8 protein-coding genes are annotated in these 18,719 nt (G+C 65.6%); 1 reads left to right on the top strand and 7 read right to left on the bottom strand.

What is annotated here, in order from left to right; all coding sequences use genetic code 11:
* Nucleotides 1–22 precede the first annotated feature (22 nt).
* The 6 genes from pgm to HDE78_RS17930 all read right to left on the bottom strand — a co-directional run bounded on the left by pgm (nucleotide 23) and on the right by HDE78_RS17930 (nucleotide 15,591).
* Complete coding sequence (pgm, locus tag HDE78_RS17955) at nucleotides 23–1,675, bottom strand: phosphoglucomutase (alpha-D-glucose-1,6-bisphosphate-dependent) (protein ID WP_179482039.1); 1,653 nt, start codon at nucleotides 1,673–1,675, stop codon at nucleotides 23–25.
* Nucleotides 1,672–3,384: a glucose-6-phosphate isomerase gene (pgi, locus tag HDE78_RS17950; protein WP_179482037.1), complete on the bottom strand. Its 1,713-nt coding sequence runs from the start codon at nucleotides 3,382–3,384 to the stop codon at nucleotides 1,672–1,674. Before pgi ends, pgm begins: the two co-directional genes overlap by 4 nt.
* Nucleotides 3,381–4,484 (bottom strand): transaldolase, encoded by a 1,104-nt coding sequence (tal, locus tag HDE78_RS17945; RefSeq protein ID WP_179482035.1) that lies wholly within the window; start codon nucleotides 4,482–4,484, stop codon nucleotides 3,381–3,383. Before tal ends, pgi begins: the two co-directional genes overlap by 4 nt.
* Before the next feature lie 88 nt (nucleotides 4,485–4,572).
* Nucleotides 4,573–5,292, bottom strand: a complete 720-nt coding sequence (locus HDE78_RS17940) for an HAD family hydrolase (RefSeq protein WP_179482033.1) — start codon at nucleotides 5,290–5,292, stop codon at nucleotides 4,573–4,575.
* Nucleotides 5,286–6,692 carry a glucose-6-phosphate dehydrogenase gene (zwf, locus tag HDE78_RS17935; protein ID WP_179482031.1) on the bottom strand — a complete coding sequence of 469 codons (1,407 nt, stop codon included), beginning with the start codon at nucleotides 6,690–6,692 and terminating at the stop codon, nucleotides 5,286–5,288. Before zwf ends, HDE78_RS17940 begins: the two co-directional genes overlap by 7 nt.
* A 226-nt stretch (nucleotides 6,693–6,918) precedes the next feature.
* On the bottom strand, nucleotides 6,919–15,591 hold the full coding sequence (locus HDE78_RS17930; RefSeq protein WP_218862517.1) for a glucoamylase family protein: 8,673 nt from the start codon (nucleotides 15,589–15,591) through the stop codon (nucleotides 6,919–6,921).
* A 196-nt stretch (nucleotides 15,592–15,787) separates the two neighbouring features.
* On the opposite strand from HDE78_RS17930, the gene HDE78_RS17925 reads away from it, so the two are divergent.
* Nucleotides 15,788–16,249 carry a GNAT family N-acetyltransferase gene (locus HDE78_RS17925; protein WP_179482146.1) on the top strand — a complete coding sequence of 154 codons (462 nt, stop codon included), beginning with the start codon at nucleotides 15,788–15,790 and terminating at the stop codon, nucleotides 16,247–16,249.
* Here HDE78_RS17925 and HDE78_RS17920 read toward each other — a convergent pair.
* Nucleotides 16,246–18,714, bottom strand: coding sequence for an EAL domain-containing protein (locus HDE78_RS17920; protein ID WP_179482027.1), 2,469 nt, complete (start codon nucleotides 18,712–18,714; stop codon nucleotides 16,246–16,248). The genes HDE78_RS17925 and HDE78_RS17920 overlap by 4 nt on opposite strands.
* Nucleotides 18,715–18,719: the final 5 nt, after the last annotated feature.

The following is an 18,719-nucleotide window of genomic DNA, read 5'->3' as shown; positions in this document are numbered from 1 at the left end:
CGTGCTCAAGAGGCGCGCTCCATCATGCACCACCGAGCGAGGCGTCGACGATTTTCTGCGCTTCTTCCAGGATCGCTTTCAGATGATCCTGACTCTTGAAGCTCTCGGCGTAGATCTTGTAGATCGCCTCGGTGCCGGACGGCCGCGCGGCGAACCAGCCGCTAGGCGCGATGGCCTTGATGCCGCCGATCGCGGCGCCGTTGCCAGGGGCCTTGTCGAGCACTTGGGTGATCTTCTCGCCGGCCAGCTGATCGCTGTGCAGCTGATCCGGCGACAGCTTGGCCAGCTTGGCCTTCTGCGCCGGTGTGGCGGCGGCCTCGACGCGGTCGGCGAACGGTTCGCCGAGATCCTTGGTCATCTGCGCGTAGATTTCGCCCGGGTCCTTGCCGTGACGTGCGGTGATCTCGGCCGACAGCAGCGCCGGCACCAGGCCGTCCTTGTCGGTGGTCCACACCGAACCGTCGCGGCGCAGCAGCGAGGCGCCGGCGCTTTCTTCGCCGCCGAAACCGAGCGAGCCGTCGAACAGGCCTTCGGAAAACCACTTGAAGCCGACCGGCACTTCATACAGCTTGCGGCCCAGGCGCTTGGCCACGCGATCGATCATCGCGGTGCTGACCACGGTCTTGCCGATGGCTGCCTTGTCGCTCCAGTGCGGGCGGTTCTGGAACAGGTAATCGATCAGCACCGACAGGTAATGATTCGGCTCCATCAGCCCGTTGCTGCGCGTCACGATGCCGTGGCGATCGTGGTCGGTATCGCAGGCGAACGCGACGTCGTACTTGTCCTTCAGCACGATCAGCCGCTGCATCGCGTATTTCGACGACGGGTCCATGCGGATCTGGCCGTCCCAGTCCACCGTCATAAAGGCGAACTGCGGATCGACCGTATCGCTGACCACGGTGAGGTCGAGCTTGTAGCGTTCGGCGATCGGTGCCCAGAAATGCACGCCCGCGCCGCCCAGCGGATCGACGCCCATGTGCACGCCGGCGCTGCGGATGATGTCGAAGTCGATCATATTGCCGAGGTCGGCCACATACGCGTCGAGGTAATCGTGCGTGTGCGTGGTCGAGGCCTTGCTCGCCTGCGCGAACGGCATGCGCTTGACCTCTTTCAGGCCGCCTTCGATCAGCTTGTTGGCGCGGTCCTGCACCCAGTTGGTGATGTCGGTATCGGCCGGGCCGCCGTTGGGCGGGTTGTACTTGAAGCCGCCGTTGTCCGGCGGGTTGTGCGACGGCGTAATTACGATGCCGTCGGCTAATCCCGTCTTGCGGCCCTTGTTGTAGGTGAGTATGGCGTGCGAAATCGTCGGCGTGGGCGTGAACTCGCCCTTGGCCGAGATCATGGTTTCGACGCCGTTCGCCGCCAGCACTTCCAGCGCGCTCTCGAACGCGGGCTGCGACAGCGCATGCGTATCGAAGCCGATGAACAGCGGACCGTCGATGCCTTTGCTCTTGCGGTATTCGCAGATCGCCTGACTGATCGCCAGGATGTGCCATTCGTTGAAGCTGCGCGTAAACGAACTGCCGCGATGGCCGGAGGTACCGAACGCCACGCGCTGCGACGCCTCGGCCGGATCGGGCTTCAGATCGGCATACGCGGCGAGGAGCTTGGCGATGTCGATCAGGATCGACTGCGGTGCCGGCTTGCCGGCGAGCGGGCTGATCTTCTGGCTCATTTCGGTGCCGCCGGTGGTGTGCGTGCGTCTTTCAGGCGGCCATCGCGCAGCTGGCGATAGCGGTGGATCAACGCGTTGGTCGAGCTGTCGTGCTTGAGCTCGGGTTCGTCTTTCGCGGTCAGTTCGGCGATGGTGGTTTTGGCCAGCTGCTTGCCCAGCTCCACGCCCCACTGGTCGAACGAATCGATATTCCAGATCGTGCCCTGCACGAACACGCTGTGCTCGTACAGTGCGATCAGCGTGCCGAGGATGTGCGGCGTGAGGCGCGATGCGAGAATCGTGTTGCTCGGCCGATTGCCCTCGAACGTGCGGTGCGGCACCAGTGCCTCGGCCGTACCTTCGGTCAGCACTTCGTCGGCGGTCTTGCCGAAGGCCAGGGCTTCACCCTGAGCGATCAGGTTGGCCATCAGCAGGTCGTGTTGATCGCCGGCCGGATGATCGCTGCCGTCGTGCACGGACAGCGGATTCAGGGTCTGGCCGAAGCCGATGAAATCGCACGGCACGATGCGCGTGCCCTGGTGGATCAGCTGGTAGAACGAATGCTGGCCGTTGGTGCCCGGCTCGCCCCAGTAGATCGGGCCGGTGGCGTAATCGACCGTGCTGCCGTCGAGCGTGACGTGCTTGCCGTTGCTCTCCATCGTCAGCTGCTGCAGGTAGGCCGGAAAGCGCTTCAGATACTGCTCGTACGGCAGCACCGCCACGGTGGCGGCATCGAGGAAGTTGTTGTTCCAGATCGCCAGCAGGCCCATCAGCGCGGGCAGGTTCTTTTCCAGCGGCGCATGCCGGAAGTGCTCGTCCATCGCGTGAAAGCCGGCCAGCATTTCGCGGAAATGATCCGGGCCGATGGCGATCATGGTCGACAGGCCGATCGCCGAATCCATCGAGTAGCGTCCGCCGACCCAGTCCCAGAAGCCAAACATGTTGGCGGTGTCGATGCCGAACTTGGTCACTTCTTCGGCGTTGGTGGACACGGCGACGAAATGCTTGGCGACGGCCGCGCCCTCGTCGGCGCCGCTGACGCCGAGCGCTTTCAGCGCCCAGGCGCGGGCGGCGTGCGCATTGGTCAGCGTTTCCAGCGTGGTGAAGGTTTTCGAGCAGACGATGAACAGCGTTTCGGCCGCGTCCAGATCGCGCGTGGCTTCGGCGAAATCGGTGCCGTCGACGTTGGAGACGAAGCGGAAGCTGATGTCGCGCTGGCTGTAATCGCGCAGCGCCTCGTAGGCCATCACCGGGCCGAGATCCGAACCGCCGATGCCGATACTGATGACGTTGCGAATGCGCTTGCCGCTGTGGCCCAGCCACGCGCCGCTGCGTACCTTTTCGGCGAAGGTGGTCATGCGGTCGAGCACCGCGTGCACGTCGGGCACGACGTCCTTGCCGTCGACCAGGATCTTCTCGCCGACCGGTGCGCGCAGTGCTACGTGCTCGACCGCGCGCTTTTCGGTGATGTTGATCTTGTCGCCGCGGAACATCGCCTCGATGCGCTTGGGCAGGTCGCACGCTTCGGCCAGCTCGCGCAGCAGGCGCAGGGTGTCGGCGTTGACGCGCTGCTTGGAGTAGTCGAGGTACAGGCCGACCGCTTCGGCGGTCAGCGTGGTGCCGCGATTGGCATCGGCAGCGAACAGCTCGCGCAGATGCTTGTCGCCGATCTGCGCAAAGTGCTTCTGCAGCGCCTGCCACTGCGGCCGGGAAACCAGGGGTGAGCTCATTTCTGGGCCGATCCTTTCGAGTCGTCCTCGAGCTTGCCGGTCTTGTCGACGATGCGCTTGAGCAGTTCTCCCCACGACTTGACGAACGACGCCGCGCCTTCGGTCTGCAACTGGGCCGCCAGCGCATCGATATCGACGCCGGCCTTGATGATCTTCGCCAGCGTTTCTTCCGCCTCCTTGCCGTCGGTCGGCATCACGCCGTGCAGCTGGCCGTGTTCGGCAAAGGCCAGCAGGGTTTTTTCCGGCATCGTGTCGATGGTGTCCGGTGCGGCCAGCGCGCTGACGTACAACGTGTCGGAGGCAGCCGGATCCTTGGTGCCGGTGCTGGCCAGCAGCAGGCGCTGCGGTTTGGCGCCGGCGGCGGCGAGCTTCTTCCAGCGCGGCGATTCCAGCAGTTCGCGATAGGCGCAGTAGGTCTGCTGGCACACGGCGATGCCGAGCTTGTTGTGCAGTTCGTCGGGCAGCTGCTTGTTGCTGGCGACATCCCAGCGGCTGACGAATACCGACGCCACCGAGCCGACGTCCAGATGCTGACCGGCCGCATGACGACGCTCCAGGCCGCGGAGATACGCCTCGGCCGAGGCCAGGTAGTGCTCGCGCGAAAACAGCAGGGTCACGTTGATCGGAATGCCGAGGAAGATCGCTTCCTCGATCGCCGGAATACCCTCAGGCGTGCCGGGAATCTTCACGAACAGGTTCTCGCGCTGCGCCAGCGAGTGAATTTCCTTGGCTGCCGCGATGGTGCCGTCGGTATCCGCCGACAGCAGTGGCGACACTTCCATCGAGACCCAGCCGTCCACCTTGTGGGTGGACTTGAAGATCGGCGCGAACAGGTCGGCGGCGCGGCGTAGGTCTTCCAGCGCCAGCTCGTTGAACAGCTTCTCGCCGGACAGGCCGGCCTTGGCCTTTTCGCGAATGCCGGCATCGTAGGCGTCGCCGCCGCCGATGGCTGCGTCGAAGATGCTGGGGTTGGAGGTGAGGCCGGTGACCGAATCCTCCGCGATATAGCGCGCCAGCGTGCCGTCGTCGAGCAGGGTACGGGTGATGTTGTCGAGCCAGAGGCTCTGGCCGAGATCATGCAGTTGCTGGGTCGCTTTCATGGTGGCTCCTGACTACGTATGGAAGATGGCGGTGTTGCGGATAGGTCGTGTTTTTGAAGATGGGGACGAAATAGCGGGGCGCTAGTGACTAATGCACGGCGCTATGACGGGCGGATGACGTGAGCGCAAAGTCCGCCAGCGTGTACCCGAGCAGATCGCCGATGCGATCGATCTTGATGTCCGGTGCGTTGCGCAGCTCGGCCGAGGCGTTGGCCGCGTATTGGCCCTGGCGCACGAACACCGTGGTGAGTCGATCGCCGAGCACGTTCTTCATGTCGGCGAGGATGTTCGGCTTGTCGTCGATCATCACGTAGTGTTTGGCCGGATAGCGCCGCTGCATCAGGTCGAGCTCGTGCTGCTTGTGCTCGTAGATCAGCACGTTGCCGCCGAAGGCGTCGAACACGCCGCTATGGGCGACCTTGCGCGGCTGGAACACCATGTCGCCGTCGGACAATGCCGAGGCGGGCGCCAGCGTACGCAGGTACGCCACGACTTCCAGCGCGTGCGGATAGAGCAGATCGGCAAACGGAAAATCGAGCAGGAACGGTGACATCTGCAGCAGCGCCGGATCGTTCTGCAGGCCGACGCGAAATTCCTGCATGGTGCCGAGATAATCCGATATGCCGGTCTCGGCCCAACGCTTTTTGTGCAACGACCAATAGCGCTCGCGCTCGGTCACGTTGAACGATGTTTCCAGGTGCGCGGACAGCTCGATCGCGAAACGGTCGTTGTCGAACAAGGTGTTGTCGACATCGACCAGGATGAACACCTCCGCCGGCGCGTCGCTGCTGGCAACCGCACTCAGCATGGAAAGGATTCCTCGGGCGTCGGGTCGTGCCAGCCTTCCTCGCCTTGGAATATTTTCGCGGCCTCGGTCGGGCCCCAGCTGCCGGGCTTGTACAGCACGACCGGCTTCTCGTGCGTCAGCACCTTATCGACCACGGCCCAGGCTGCTTCCACGCTTTCATCGCTGGTGAACTGCGAATTGTCGCCGCGGATGGCATCGCCGAGCAGGCGCTCGTACGGCAATTTTTCCCGCTGCGGGTGGTGCCGTGCCACCAGCTCGACCGGCTCACCACGCATCTTTTCGCCCGGTTTCTTGACCCGCGCGCCTTCGGCGATGATCACCTCGGGATTGAAGCGGAAGCGGAAGTAATTGGACTCTTTCTGGCCGATCTCATCGAACAGCGACAGCGGCGGCGTCTTCATATCGACGATCACCTCGGTGGCGGTGATCGGCAGGTTTTTGCCGGCGCGGATATAGAACGGCACGCCGTTCCAACGCCAGTTGTCGATATGCAGACGCAGCGCCACGAAGGTTTCCACATTCGAGTCGGGCTTGACGCCTTCGACGTCGCGATACCCCTTGTACTGGCCGCGCACCACGTCTTTCGGATCGACCGGCTTCATCGCGCGGAAGATGCGCAGCTTTTCGGCGCGCAGCGAGTCGGCGTCGCTGCCCACCGGCGCATCCATCGCCAGCATGGCGATCACCTGCAGCAAGTGGTTCTGCACCACGTCGCGGATCGCGCCGATGTCGTCGTAGAACGCGCCGCGGCCCTGTACGCCGAAGTCCTCGGCCATGGTGATCTGCACGCTTTCGACGTAGTTGCGGTTCCAGACCGGCTCGAACAAGGTGTTGGCGAAGCGGAAATACAGCAGGTTCTGAACCGGCTCCTTGCCCAGGTAGTGGTCGATGCGAAAGATCGACTGCTCGGGAAACACCTCGTGCAGCGTGGCGTTGAGCGCCTTGGCCGAGGCCAGGTCACGGCCGAACGGTTTCTCCACCACCACCCGGGCGTTTTCGGCGCAGCCCACCTTCTGAAGGCCCTGCGCCACGACGGCGAACAGGCTCGGTGGAATCGCCAGATAGTGCAGCGGCCGCTTGGCCTTGCCCAGCGCCTTCTTGATCGCGTCGAAGGTGGCCGGATCGTTGTAGTCGCCGTCGACGTAGTGCAGCAGCGCCGAGAGTTTGTCGAAACCTTCTTTGTCGAATTTGGCGCCCTTGTCCTTGGCTGCCTTGGTCAGGCTATCGCGAGCACGAGCGCGCAGATCCTTGATGGTCCAATCGGAGTGGGCGACGCCGATGATGGGCAAGTCCAGCCCGTCATTGAGAATCATCGCTTGCAGTGCGGGGAAGATTTTCTTGTAAGCCAGGTCGCCAGTGGCGCCGAAAAAGACCAGGGCATCCGAACGAGGTGTCGGCATAGCGGTAACTCTCTCCATGTGGCTTGGATTGTACGGCGGCCATCGCGGCGACACCGGGGGAAACATTTTGCCGCGTCGGGGGCTTCGATGCCGGCGGCGCTTCGAATCGGCAGTGTAGCTTGCGCGCCGATGAGTGAAGTCTTCGCTAAGATCGCCAGCTTGGCGGTGACGACAGGAGCCGGATCGTAGCTTCCTGTCGTCACCGCCAAGCGGTTTCAAGGCATGTTCAGTGCGAGCGCGGATGCTGCAGTTGCACCCGATGCTCCTGGCCGTCGTTGATCAGCAGCACGCGGCCGTCGGCCATCGGCTCGCCGTCCAGCCGCAGCGTGCGCGGCGCATCCGCAGCAACTTGCGTCACCTCGATCTGATACCAGGTCTGGCGATAGCGATAGCGCATCGAAAAACCTTCCCAGTCGGCGGGCAGCACTGGCGCAAAAGTCAGATGGCCGGCGTCCATGTGTAGGCCGAGCAGGGATTCCACCACCAGTCGATACATCCAGCCGGCCGAACCGGTGTACCAGCTCCAGCCGCCGCGGCCGACGTGTGGCTTCACCGCGTAGACGTCCGCGCTGACCACATAGGGCTCGACCTTGTAAACGTCAATCTCGGCTGCGTCACGCGTGTGGCTGAGCGGGTTGATCATGCGCAGCAGTTCCCACGCGCGAGCGCTGTCTCCCAGCTCGGCGAACGCCATCGTCGCCCAGATCGCCGCATGCGTGTACTGACCGCCGTTCTCGCGCACGCCCGGCACGTAGCCCTTGATGTAACCCGGGTCGAGCGGCGATTTGTCGAACGGGGGATCGAGCAGCTGCACCAGCCGGGCTTCGCGCTTGACCAGATGCTGATCGAGCGAATTCATCGCCTGCTGCTGGCGCGCCGGATCGGCGACGCCAGAGATCACCGACCAGCTCTGCGCGATCGAGTCGATGCGGCACTCATCGTTCGGCGCCGAGCCCAGCGGGGTGCCGTCGTCGTAGTAGGCGCGGCGGTACCAGGCGCCATCCCAGCCGTTCTGCTCCAGCGCGATCTTTAGCTTGGCCACTTCGCTTTCGCAGCGCAGGGCGAACGCTTCATCGTCGTGCAGGCGCGCGACGTGGGCGAAGCGGTTCATTACTTCGCACGAGAACCAGCCCAGCCAGATGCTTTCGCCGCGGCCTGCTTCGCCGACCCGGTTCATGCCGTCGTTCCAGTCGCCGCAGCCGATCAGCGGCAGGCCGTGCACGCCGCGCACCAAACTATGTTCGATCGCCCGCACGCAGTGGCGGTAGAGCGTTTCGCGCAGGCTCGAGTGCTGCGGCAGGTCGTAATACGACTCTTCGCCCGGATGCAGCGCCCGGCCCTCGATATAGCCGACGGTTTCGTCGAGCACCTGCCGATCGTCCGTGGCCAGCACATAGCGTGCGGTGGCAAGAGGCAGCCACAGATAATCGTCGGAGCAGGCCGTGCGTACGCCGCGATCGAGCGGTGGATGCCACCAATGCTGTACGTCGCCGTCCGGGAACTGGTGCGCGGCGCACAGCAGGATCTGCCGCCGCGCGCTGTCCGGCGCGGCGTGAATCATCGCCATCGAATCCTGCAGCTGGTCGCGGAAACCAAACGCGCCGCCGGACTGGTAATAGCCGCTACGCGCCCAGAACCGGCAGGCAATGGTCTGGTACAGCAGCCAGCCGTTGGCCAGCACATCGACGGCCGGATCAGGCGTTTTCACCTGCACCGCGCCCAGCGTCCGCTGCCAGTGGCCGCGCACTTTGTTCAGTGCCTCGCTCGCGGCAACGGCGCCGCGGAAGCGCTGCACCAGCGCGCCCGCGTCGGCGGTGTCGCGGCCCAGCCCGAGTCGGAACACCACGTCACGCTTTTCACCCTCGCCCAGCTCGATCGTCATCTGCAGCGCACCGCAGGGATCGAGGCCGGCGCCGAGGCGACCGGACAGATGCGTGCGGCCGAGCGCGGCCGGCGCGCGCGTGCTGCCGTTGCGGCCGAGGAACTCGCTGCGATCGCCGCCGATCGAGCGGCTCGGATCGTCGACGTCGAAGAACGCCACGCGGCCGGGGAACTCGGTGTTATAGGCGTTGCGGGCGAACAGCGCGCCGCTGGCCGGATCCGATTCGGTGACCACGTGCATGACGGTCTTCTCGCGCAAGTCGCCCAGTATCCACTCGACGTAGCCGGTGGCGCTGATCCGGCGCGCGCGGCCGGAATCGTTGCGCAGCTTCAATAGCGAGAATTTCACCGACGCATCCAGCGCCACATACACCCACAGCTCGGAATAAATGCCGTCCTCGGTGTGTTCGAACACGCTGTAGCCGAAGCCGTGCCGGGTCACGTATTCGCCGGTGCCGCGCGCGGGCAGCGGCGTCGGCGACCAGACCTGGCCGGTTTCCTCGTCGCGCAGATAGATCGCCTCGCCGCTGGTGTCGCCGACCGGGTCGTTGTGCCAGGGCGACAGGCGGAACTCGTGCGCATTTTCGGCCCAGGTGTAGGCGCCGCCGCTCTCGGAAATCACCGTGCCGAAATGCGGGTTGGCCAGCACGTTCGCCCACGGTGCCGGCGTGGCGTCATTCGGGCCCAGCACGATGACGTACTCGCGGCCGTCGGCGCTGAAGCCGCCGTACGGGTTGCTCAGCTGCAGGCCGCGCGCGGCGTGTCGATCAACGTCCGTGACCGGCGGCGCCAGCAGCGCCGGCACGATGGCCGGCGCGCTGTGCCGCGGCTTGCTCGGTTCGAAGCGCGGCATGTGCGTTTCGACCCAGCGCCGGCTGACCTGCTCGGCCAGCGTGCCGCGGGTGTCGGCGAGGATAATGCGCGCGCTGGCCTGGACCAGAATGCGGTCCTCGCTGGACAGCTGCTGCGCCGGGCGCACGAAGATGCCGCCGGGACGATCGAGCAGGCTCGCTTCGCTGCCCGAAGCGATCAGGCCCATGATCTGGTCCTGCAGCTCCTGCCGGTAGCCGGCGCGATCCTCGTTCCAGATCACCAGATCCACCGCCAGACCTTTCAGGCGCCAATACGCGTGCGCCTGCACCAGCTGACGAACCAGTTCGATCCGCGCCGGGTCGGCGATCTGCAGCAGCACGATGGGTAGATCGCCGGAAATCGACTGCCCCCACAGGCCCGACTGGCCGCGGCGGTTGGCCGCGATCATGCTCGGTTCGGCGCGCATATTGGAGCTGGGATAGATGATCGAGGTGGCCATGTGCTCGTACAGCTGCGCATCGGCCAGCGAGGCGTTGAGCTGGCGCAGCAGCACCTGGCTGTGCGTCCAGGCCAGGTCGAACACGCGGTCGGCCAGATGGCGGTCGCGGTACTTGCCGATCAGCTGCACGCAAGCGTCGCGGGTGTCGCCCATGCCGGTGACGAAATCCACCGTGACCGATTGCTCCGGCTCCAGCGTGATGCGGCAGCGAATCGACACGATTGGATCGAGCACCGAGCCCTCGCTGTTGGAGAGCTTCGGATGCGGGTCAGCTGCCGTGCCCATCGCCAGCGGCGCCGCGGCGCTGCGGCCGCGACCGATAAACCGCGCGCGGTCGGTCTCGTAGGAGATTTCGTCGATATGCCCGTTGTGCACGGCCAGCAGGTGGCACATCCACGGCACGGCTTCGTCGTGCGCGCGCGGGCGGCGGGTGCAGACGATCGCCTGCAGCTCGGGCATCAGCTCGGTCTGCACGAACAGCTTGCTGAAAGCCGGGTGCATCGCGTCGGCGATCGGCGGCGCCAGCACTACTTCGGCAAAGCTGGTCAGCTCGATCGTGCGGCGCGTGCGGCTGCGGTTGGTAATGCGCGTGCGGCGCAGTTCGATGTCGTCTTCGGGCGACACCACGATTTCGGTATGCGCGTCGAACTCGCGCTCGCGCACGCGGAACTCGGCGCGGGCGTCGGAGAAGATCGCTTCGAACAGCTCGGTTTTCTTCAGCGTCGGCTGGTGCGCGGTCGACCAGTAGGCGCCGCTGGCCACATCGCGCAGGTAGCAGAACATGCCCCAGTTGTCGCTGGTGATGTCCTCGCGCCAGCGCGTCAGGGCCATATCGCGGCAGCGGCTGTAGCCGCCGCCGGCGCTGCTGACCATCACGTGATAGCGGCCGTTGGACAGCAGCTGCACGGCGGGGCGGGCGCGATCGGGCTCGGTGAACACGCGCAGGCGCGCTTCGGCGGCGCGCGACTGGCCGTCCATTTCGGGGAAACCCGAGGCGTGCAGATATTCCGCGGCGGTCTTCGGTACGCGCTCCTGCAGCAGCAGGCTGGTGGCCTGAAACTGCGGATCGGATTCGAAACGTCGCTGCATCGGCTTGTCCAGCAGCGCATAGTCCAGCGCCAGCAGGCTCATGCCCTGGTGGTGGACCATGTACGACTGCACCAGCGCCGAGGACTGGCCCAGCGGCAGGCGCGCGGGCGTGTAATCGATCGCTTCGTAGAAACCCAGCCGCCCTTCCGCGCCCGCATCGACCAGGCGCTGCATGTTGCGGGTGGAGGCCGTGGGCGCCACCATCATCGCCATCACGGTGGCATACGGTGCGATCACCACGTCGTCGCCGAGCCCGCGTTTCAGGCCCAGGCCGGGCACGCCGAAGGCGCGGTACTGATAGGTGAAGTGCGCATCGAGCGTGTTGTAGCCCGATTCGGAAACGCCCCACGGAATGTTGAGCTGGGTGCCGTATTCGATCTGGCGCGCCACCGCGGCGCGGCAGGTCTGGTCGAGCAGGGTGCCTTCGTAGCTGGGCATCACCAGCATCGGCATCAGGTATTCGAACATCGAGCCGGTCCACGACAGCAGCACTGGCTGGCCGCCGCTGGTGGTCAGCAAGCGGCCCAGCGAGAACCAGTTGTCCTGCGGCAGCTGGCCCTGCGCGATGGCGACGAAGCTGGCCAGGCGCGCTTCGGAGGCCAGCAGATCGTAGAACCCGGCGTCGAGGCGGCGCTCGTCGACGTTGTAGCCGATCGCCAGCAGGTCGCGCGCGCTGTCGTACAGGAACCGGTAATCCATCAGCGCCAGTTCGCCGGTTTCCAGCGCCACCTGTTCGAGCGTGGCGATGCGTTCGCGCGCCCGTTCGCGCAGGGTTTCCGCATCGGCCTCGTCGGGCCAGATCAGCGGCTCGATGCGCGACAGCTGGCGCAAGGTCGGAATGCCCTTGAAGTTGGCGTCGTCATCGGGCGGCGGGTTGAGATGGAAGTGGCTGGTTTCATCGAGCAGGTCGCTGCACTGCTGCAACAGGGCGTCGAGCCAGAACTCGGCGTCGCTGTCGGGCTCGACCGGCAGCGAACGCGCCAGGGCATGCGCTTGATCCAGCAAGGTCTGCAGCAGTGCCACGGCCGCGCCGGTGGTCGCCGGCGGCGACACCAGCGCGGCCTCCAACGGACGCTGCAGCGGACTCAGCGAAGGGGCGCTGGCGCCGGGCAGCGCGTTCTGCAGCACGGTCAGCGTATCGAGCAGCCCCTGCAGCGCGCGCGGCTGGAATACCGGTTCGTCGGCCAGCGCCAACAGGCCCGGGCGCAGGGTCAGCAGGTGCCCAGCGAGGTTGCCGCTGTCCACCGCCGAGATGTACAGCGGCGCCAGTGGCTGCAAGGTCAGCGTGTCGTACCAGTTGTAGAAATGCCCGCGATGGCGCGGCAGCAGGCGCATCGTTGCCAGCGTCTGTACGGTGCGGTCGAGCAGGCGGCCGGCGCTGAGAAAGCCGAAATCGTAGGCAGCCAGATTGGCCAGCAGGGCCAGTCCGATATTCGTCGGCGAGGTGCGGTGCGCGATCGCCGGGGCGGGCTGGATCTGCACATTGTCCGGCGGCAGCCAGTGATCGGCCGGGCCCACATGCGTGTCGAAAAACGCCCAGGTCTTGCGCGCCAGGGTGCGTAGAAACTGCATCTGCGCGGCGGTCGGCGAAAAAACCGGCGGCAGGTTCGGCTTGCTGATCCACCAGGCGATCGATGGCGAACACAGCCACAACAGGAGCAGCGGTGCGGCGACCAGCAGGGCCGAAGGTCGATGCCAGGCCAGTACGGCGGCCAGCACCACGGCCAGTGCCGGGCCGATCCACATAAGCCGCCACAGTGCGGCCGGCGCGTTGCTGCTGCGCTTCTCGACATCGCTGGAGGTTTGCCACTGCAGCAGCAGCCGACGACTGACCGTCATGCGCCACAGCGTGCGCAGGATCGCATCGACGCTGTACAGCACCTCGTGCGGCAGCCACGCCAGGCCCAGCGCCATGCGCGCCAAGTGCTGGCCGGTGGAATGCATGGCCGCGCGCAGGTGCTGATCCATCTGCACTTCGGCCTGCTTCTGCACCAGATCGAGCATTGCCGACAGTACCGGCGGAATTAGCACCATCGCCAGTACGGCGAGCATCCAGGAAAACGCCGGCGACAGCAGCAACCAGCCGGTCAACAGCAGGGCCAGCAGCGATACCGGCACCAGGCTGCGGCGCAGGTTGTCGAGAATCTTCCAGCGCGACAGCGCGGTCAGCGCATTCTTGCGCCAGCCGTCGTGCGCGGTCGGCGCCCACGGCAGCAGCCACGGCAGCAGCTGCCAGTCGCCGCGGATCCAGCGATGCCGGCGCTTGACGTCGGCGCTGTAGCGCGCCGGGTATTCCTCGTACAGCTGCACGTCGCTGAGCAGGCCCGAGCGGGCGTGGCAGCCCTCGACCAGATCGTGGCTGAGGATGGCGTTGTCGGGGAAGCGGCCCTCGAGGCTGAGTTCGAATGCATCGATCGCGTAGATGCCCTTGCCGATGAACGAGCCTTCGTGGAACACGTCCTGATAGACGTCCGAGACCATCTGTGTATAGGGATCGATACCCGCGTCGCTGGCGTACAGCTGCGCATAGCGCGAGCGCGCCGTGCTGGGCAAACTGATGCCCACGCGCGGTTGCAGCACGCCGTAACCGGACACCACGCGACGCAGTGCGGGGTCGTACACCGCGCGGTTGAGCGGATGGTCGATCGCGCCGACGAACTCGTATGCCGATTCGCGCGGCAGCTGCGTGTCGGTGTCCAGCGTGATGATGTATTGCACCGGCGGCAGCGTATCGATGTCGCCGACGATCAGCAGGTAGCGATCGCGCGCGCCGCCACGAAGCAGCGCATTCAGATCGCCCAGCTTGCCGCGCTTGCGTTCCTGCCCCATCCAGCTCTGCTCGGCGGCATTCCACTTTCGCGGCCGGTGGAACAGGAAAAACCGGTCCATTTCAGCGGTGGCGTATTTGTCGTTGAGCGCCTCGACGCGGCGTCGGGCCAGCCGCAGCAGCGCGTCGTCGCCGGGCAGCGTTTCGCTGGCTGCGTCGGGAAAGTCGGTAAGCAGGGCGAAATGCAGCTGCGGATCGCGGTTGCCGAGGAAGCGAACCTCCAGCGCTTCGACCAGTTCCTCGATGTCCTGCGCGCTGCCGAACAGGCTGGGCACCACGACCATGGTTCGCGCGCTTTCGGGGATGCCGGCCGAGTAGTCCATGCGCGGCAGCTGCCGCGGCGCCACGGTCAGCGTGGCGATCCAGTTGAGCAGGCTCATCGCCAGCTGGCTGGCCAGGATGACAGACGGGATCGCGATGGCGATCAGGCCCCACGTCGGCAGGTCGTTGTGCGAGGCGGATACCACCAGCGCGCGCGCCAGCGCGAAGGTCAGCAGCGCCAGCAGCCCCAGATAGATCGGCAGCGGCGCGCGGTCGAGCACCCGGCGCAGCGTCTCGGCCACGGTCAGCTTCACGCCGAGCCGCTGTTCCAGGGTGTTTCGCCCCTTGTCGATCAGATAGAAGCCGACGTGTCGCGCGACCGCGCCGGCGTCCGCGCCGGCACCCTCTCGACTGAGCGTCAGCGCGGCCTCGGCCACGTCCGGTTCGTTCAACTTGTGCCTGCGCGAGATCGACTCGATCACGTGGCGATAGTCGTCGCGCGTGGTGAAATCCATCGAGCTATAGATTCCGGCCGGGTCCTGACGCAGGAACTGGTCGACGATGCTGGTGTGTTCGACGAAGTCGCGCCAGTCGATCGCCGACAACGCACGCAGGCTGCCGATGCTGTTGCCGATCGACACCTGATCCGCGGCCTGCTGCTGCGCCTCGAGCTGCACCAGATGCTCGATGGTCTGGCCCGATTCCGACAGGCGCTGCTCGATCCAACTCAGCGGCAGCGCCAGCGCGGGGCTCTGACCTTGCAGGCGGCGTGCCATTTCGGCGACGAATGGGCCGGTCATCGGAGGCTTGGAGCGCGCCATGTCGGCGACCACCAGCACCACGCTTTTCGGATCGCTCTCGGCGGTGGCGGTGAGGTTGTCGGCCCAGCGTGCGGCCTTGCCGCGGTACTGCCAGTCGGCGATCACGCGCGCGGCGACGCGGCGCAGGTTTTCGATCAGCGCCAGCCGCAGCATGATCGGAATGGCCCACAGTTCGCCGAGCTTGAGCGGCGTCACCGTCTGATAGGCGTTGACGAAACGCGACAGGCTGGCCGTATCGACGCGGCCGTCGCCGTGCGAAATGATTTCCAGCGCGATGTCGTACACGCGCGGCAGTTCGGCCGAGGGGCCGCTCTCCAGTCGCGGCAGCTCCTTGCTGTAGCCCTTGGGCAAATGCCGCCGGGCGATGCGGATCTGCTCTTCGATCAAATAAAAATTGTCGAGCAGCCATTCGCCGGCCGGCGTGATGCGCCGGCGGTGGCGCGTGGCCGCCGTGAGACGTTCGCAGGTATGTGCGAGCACCGCTTCGTTGTCATCCAGGCGGGCCAGCAGCAGGTTGCTGGTTTCGTCCGGGCTCAGGCGATGTTGGCCGGCGAGTACCTGGCCGTGCCGTTCCATCTGGTCAGCGCTGAACAGCTCCGAGCGTAGCGCCGGCTCCTGCTCGGGCTTGGTGCGGGCGGCTGCGCGTTGACGACGGAAAGCGCGCAGTCGGCGCAGTTTGAGCAAATCGAGTGTGCGGACGATGTCCAATTCCAGCTTTCCTTCCGGGGGTTCAGAGTGACACAGCCAGCGTTGTGCCTTCATGCACCCTCACCACCCCGTGGCGAGTGATGACTGATGAAAGCATCCCCGGCACTCGGTCGGGGAAGGTACGCGCCACCGCGTGAAGATCACGCACGCTACGATAGTCCAACTAGCACCTTGCCGGAGTTGTCTTGTGCCTTCGTTGCTGATTCGCGCCGCCACGCCGGACGACACGTCTTCGCTGCTCGCCTGGAATGCGGCGATGGCGTGGGAAACCGAACACAAGCGGCTCGACCCGGCCGTGCTCGAACGCGGTATCGCCGGCATCTTCGAACGACCTCAGCGCGGTTTCTATCTGGTCGCCGAACGCGATGGCGTGGCGGTCGGTAGCCTGATGGTCACCTACGAATGGAGCGACTGGCGCTGCGGCGACTTCTGGTGGATTCAGAGCGTCTACGTCGCCCCCGAAGCGCGCCGCGGCGGCGTATTCCGCGCGTTGTACGCGGCCGTGGAGCAGCGTGCGGCGGCGGCCGGCGCGGTCGGTCTGCGGCTGTATGTGGAAACCGAGAACGCCAATGCGCAGGCGACCTATGCCGGCCTCGGCATGCAGCGCTGTCATTACTTTATGTATGAAAGCGAGCTAGCCAGCGCTGACAAAAGCTAAACCAGCAGCGCTTCCAGCGCCGATGCCGGCATCGGCACCCCGTAAAGAAAGCCCTGCAGCTGCGAACAGCCGGCGCGGCGCAGCAGGTCGCCCTGCTCCAGCGTTTCCACGCCTTCGGCGATCACGTCCTTGTGCAGGCTGCGCGCCATCGCGATGATCGCCTGCGTGATGGTCGCGGTGTCGGCGTCGGTGGTGATGTCGCGTACGAAAGTGCGATCGATCTTCAGCGCGTCGATCGGAAAATGTTTCAGGTAGGACAGGCTGCAATAGCCGGTGCCGAAATCGTCCAGCGACAGGCGGACGCCGCGCTGCTTGATCCGCTGCAGCAGTTCGGTGGTGACGTCGCCGCCGGACATCACCATGCGCTCGGTCAGCTCGAGCTCGAGCTGACCGGGCTCCAGCCCGCTTTCGTCCAGTACGGCGTCCAGCCAGGCGTAAAAATCGGCGTGCTGAAACTGCAGCGGCGAGACGTTGACGGACACCGGCAGATCGATCCCGATGTCGCGCCAGCGCTTGGCCTGCTGGCAGGCTTCGCGCAGTACCCAGGCGCCGATCGGCATGATCAGGCCGGTGTCCTCGGCGACCGGAATGAACTGGTCCGGCGCGTACAGCTGGCGGCCGTCGACCAGCAGCCGCAGCAGCGCTTCGGCACCGACGATGCGCCCGCTCTGGGCATCGACCTTGGGCTGGTAGTGCAGCGCCAGTTCCTGTCGCGCCAGCATGTGGCGCAGCGCGGTTTCGATCTTGCGCCTTGCCTGGGTGCGCTCGCTCATCGACGCGGTGAAAAAACGGTAGCCGTGCTGGCCCTGCGCCTTGGCCGCATACATCGCGGTTTCCGCCTGCTGCACCAGGGTTTCGGCCTCGGTCGCGTCGTCCGGAAAAAGGCTGATGCCCATGCTCACGCGCAGCGCCAGTTCGGGGATGTCCGGCACGCGGGTTTCCTGGCAGTAGGCAATCAAAATCTGGCAGCGGCTGGCCACCTCGCCCGCGCTGCCAAGATGCGGCAGCATCACCACGAATTCGTCGTCGCCGAAGCGGCTGATCAGCTCGCCGTTGGGCAGGCCCTTGCGCAGTTGGGCGCTGAGCGCGCGCAGCGCGCGATCGCCGTCGGCGTGGCCATACAGCTCGTTGATCTGCTTGAAGCGATCGACATCCAGATACAGCACCGCGGCGCGCTGCTGGCGCCGCGTCGCCGTGACCAGCGCGTGCGCGATATGCGCATGCAGCTGGCTGCGATTGGGTAGGCCGGTGAGCGTGTCGTGCTGGGTCAAATGGATCATCTTCAGCGCCAGCGCGCGGTTCTCGCTGACGTCGTGGAACACCAGCACGCCGCCGATCACGTTGCCGGCATGATCGTGGATGGGCGCGGAGGAATCTTCGACCGGGGTGTCGAAACCGTGTCGGTGGCGCAGCAGGATCCTGCCGACCAGATCGGCGATGATGTTGCGTTCCATGGCAGCGCGCAGCGGATTGGCCACGGCCTGGCCGGTCTGCGCGTCGAACAGCTGGAAAATTTCCTCGATCGAACGGCCTTGCGCCTCGGCACTGGTCCAGCCGGTCATCGCTTCGGCGATCGGGTTGAGCGAGGTCACGCGCAGTTCGGTATCGGTGGTGATTACCGCATCGCCGATCGAGCGCAGCGTCACTTCGGCCAGCTCGCGCTCGCGGTGGAGCGCCTCCTCGAACGCCTTGCGCTGGCTGATGTCCTGCGCCTGCGACACGAAATAGCGCGGCTGCCGATGCTCGTCGCGTACTACCGACACGCTCAGCTGCAGGTGCACTGCGTGGCCGTCCTTGTGGAAGTTGCGCTTCTCCAGTTGATAGGAGTCGCGCTGGCCGGACAGCAGCTGGCCGAGCAGTTCCACGTCGGTGTCGAGATCGTCCGGATGGGTGATGGCGGTGATGTCCAGCGCCAGCAGCTCGTCCTCGCGATAGCCGAGCATCTGGCACACCGCGGTATTGACGCGCAGGAAGCGGCCGTCCGGATGGATCAGGGCCATGCCGATCGCGGCGTGCTGAAACGCGCCGAAGAAGCGCTGCTCGCTCTCTTGCAGCTTGAGCTCCAGCGTGCGCCGCTCGGTGATGTCGACGAACGCCGTGAACACGCCACGCACGGCGCCGCTCTCATCGACGTCCGGCTGAAAATTGCCGTGCACATAGCGACTCTGGTTTCCGCCGAACGCCTCGCCCTCGTAGCTGGCCATCTGCCCGGCAAACGCACGCTCCAGGGGCGGACCCATATTCAGATAATTGCGCCGGCCACCGACCTCGATCAGGGTGCGGCCGATCAGCTGTGCGGGGTCGACGCCCAGCCAGGTGCGATGGGTTTCGTTGGCGTAGACAAAGCACCGCGACGTGTCGATGTAAGAGAGCAGTGCGGGCGCGCCACGCAGCATCCGCGCGGACCATTCCTGCGCCTGGGTTTCAAGTGATGGCGACACCTCGGCAGGCTCTTTCGGCTGCATGGTCG

The sequence above is a fragment of the Rhodanobacter sp. K2T2 genome (assembly GCF_013408815.1).
Classification (GTDB): domain Bacteria; phylum Pseudomonadota; class Gammaproteobacteria; order Xanthomonadales; family Rhodanobacteraceae; genus Rhodanobacter.
Note: the sequence above shows the minus strand (reverse complement) of the source record. Positions and strands in the feature narration are given on the sequence as shown.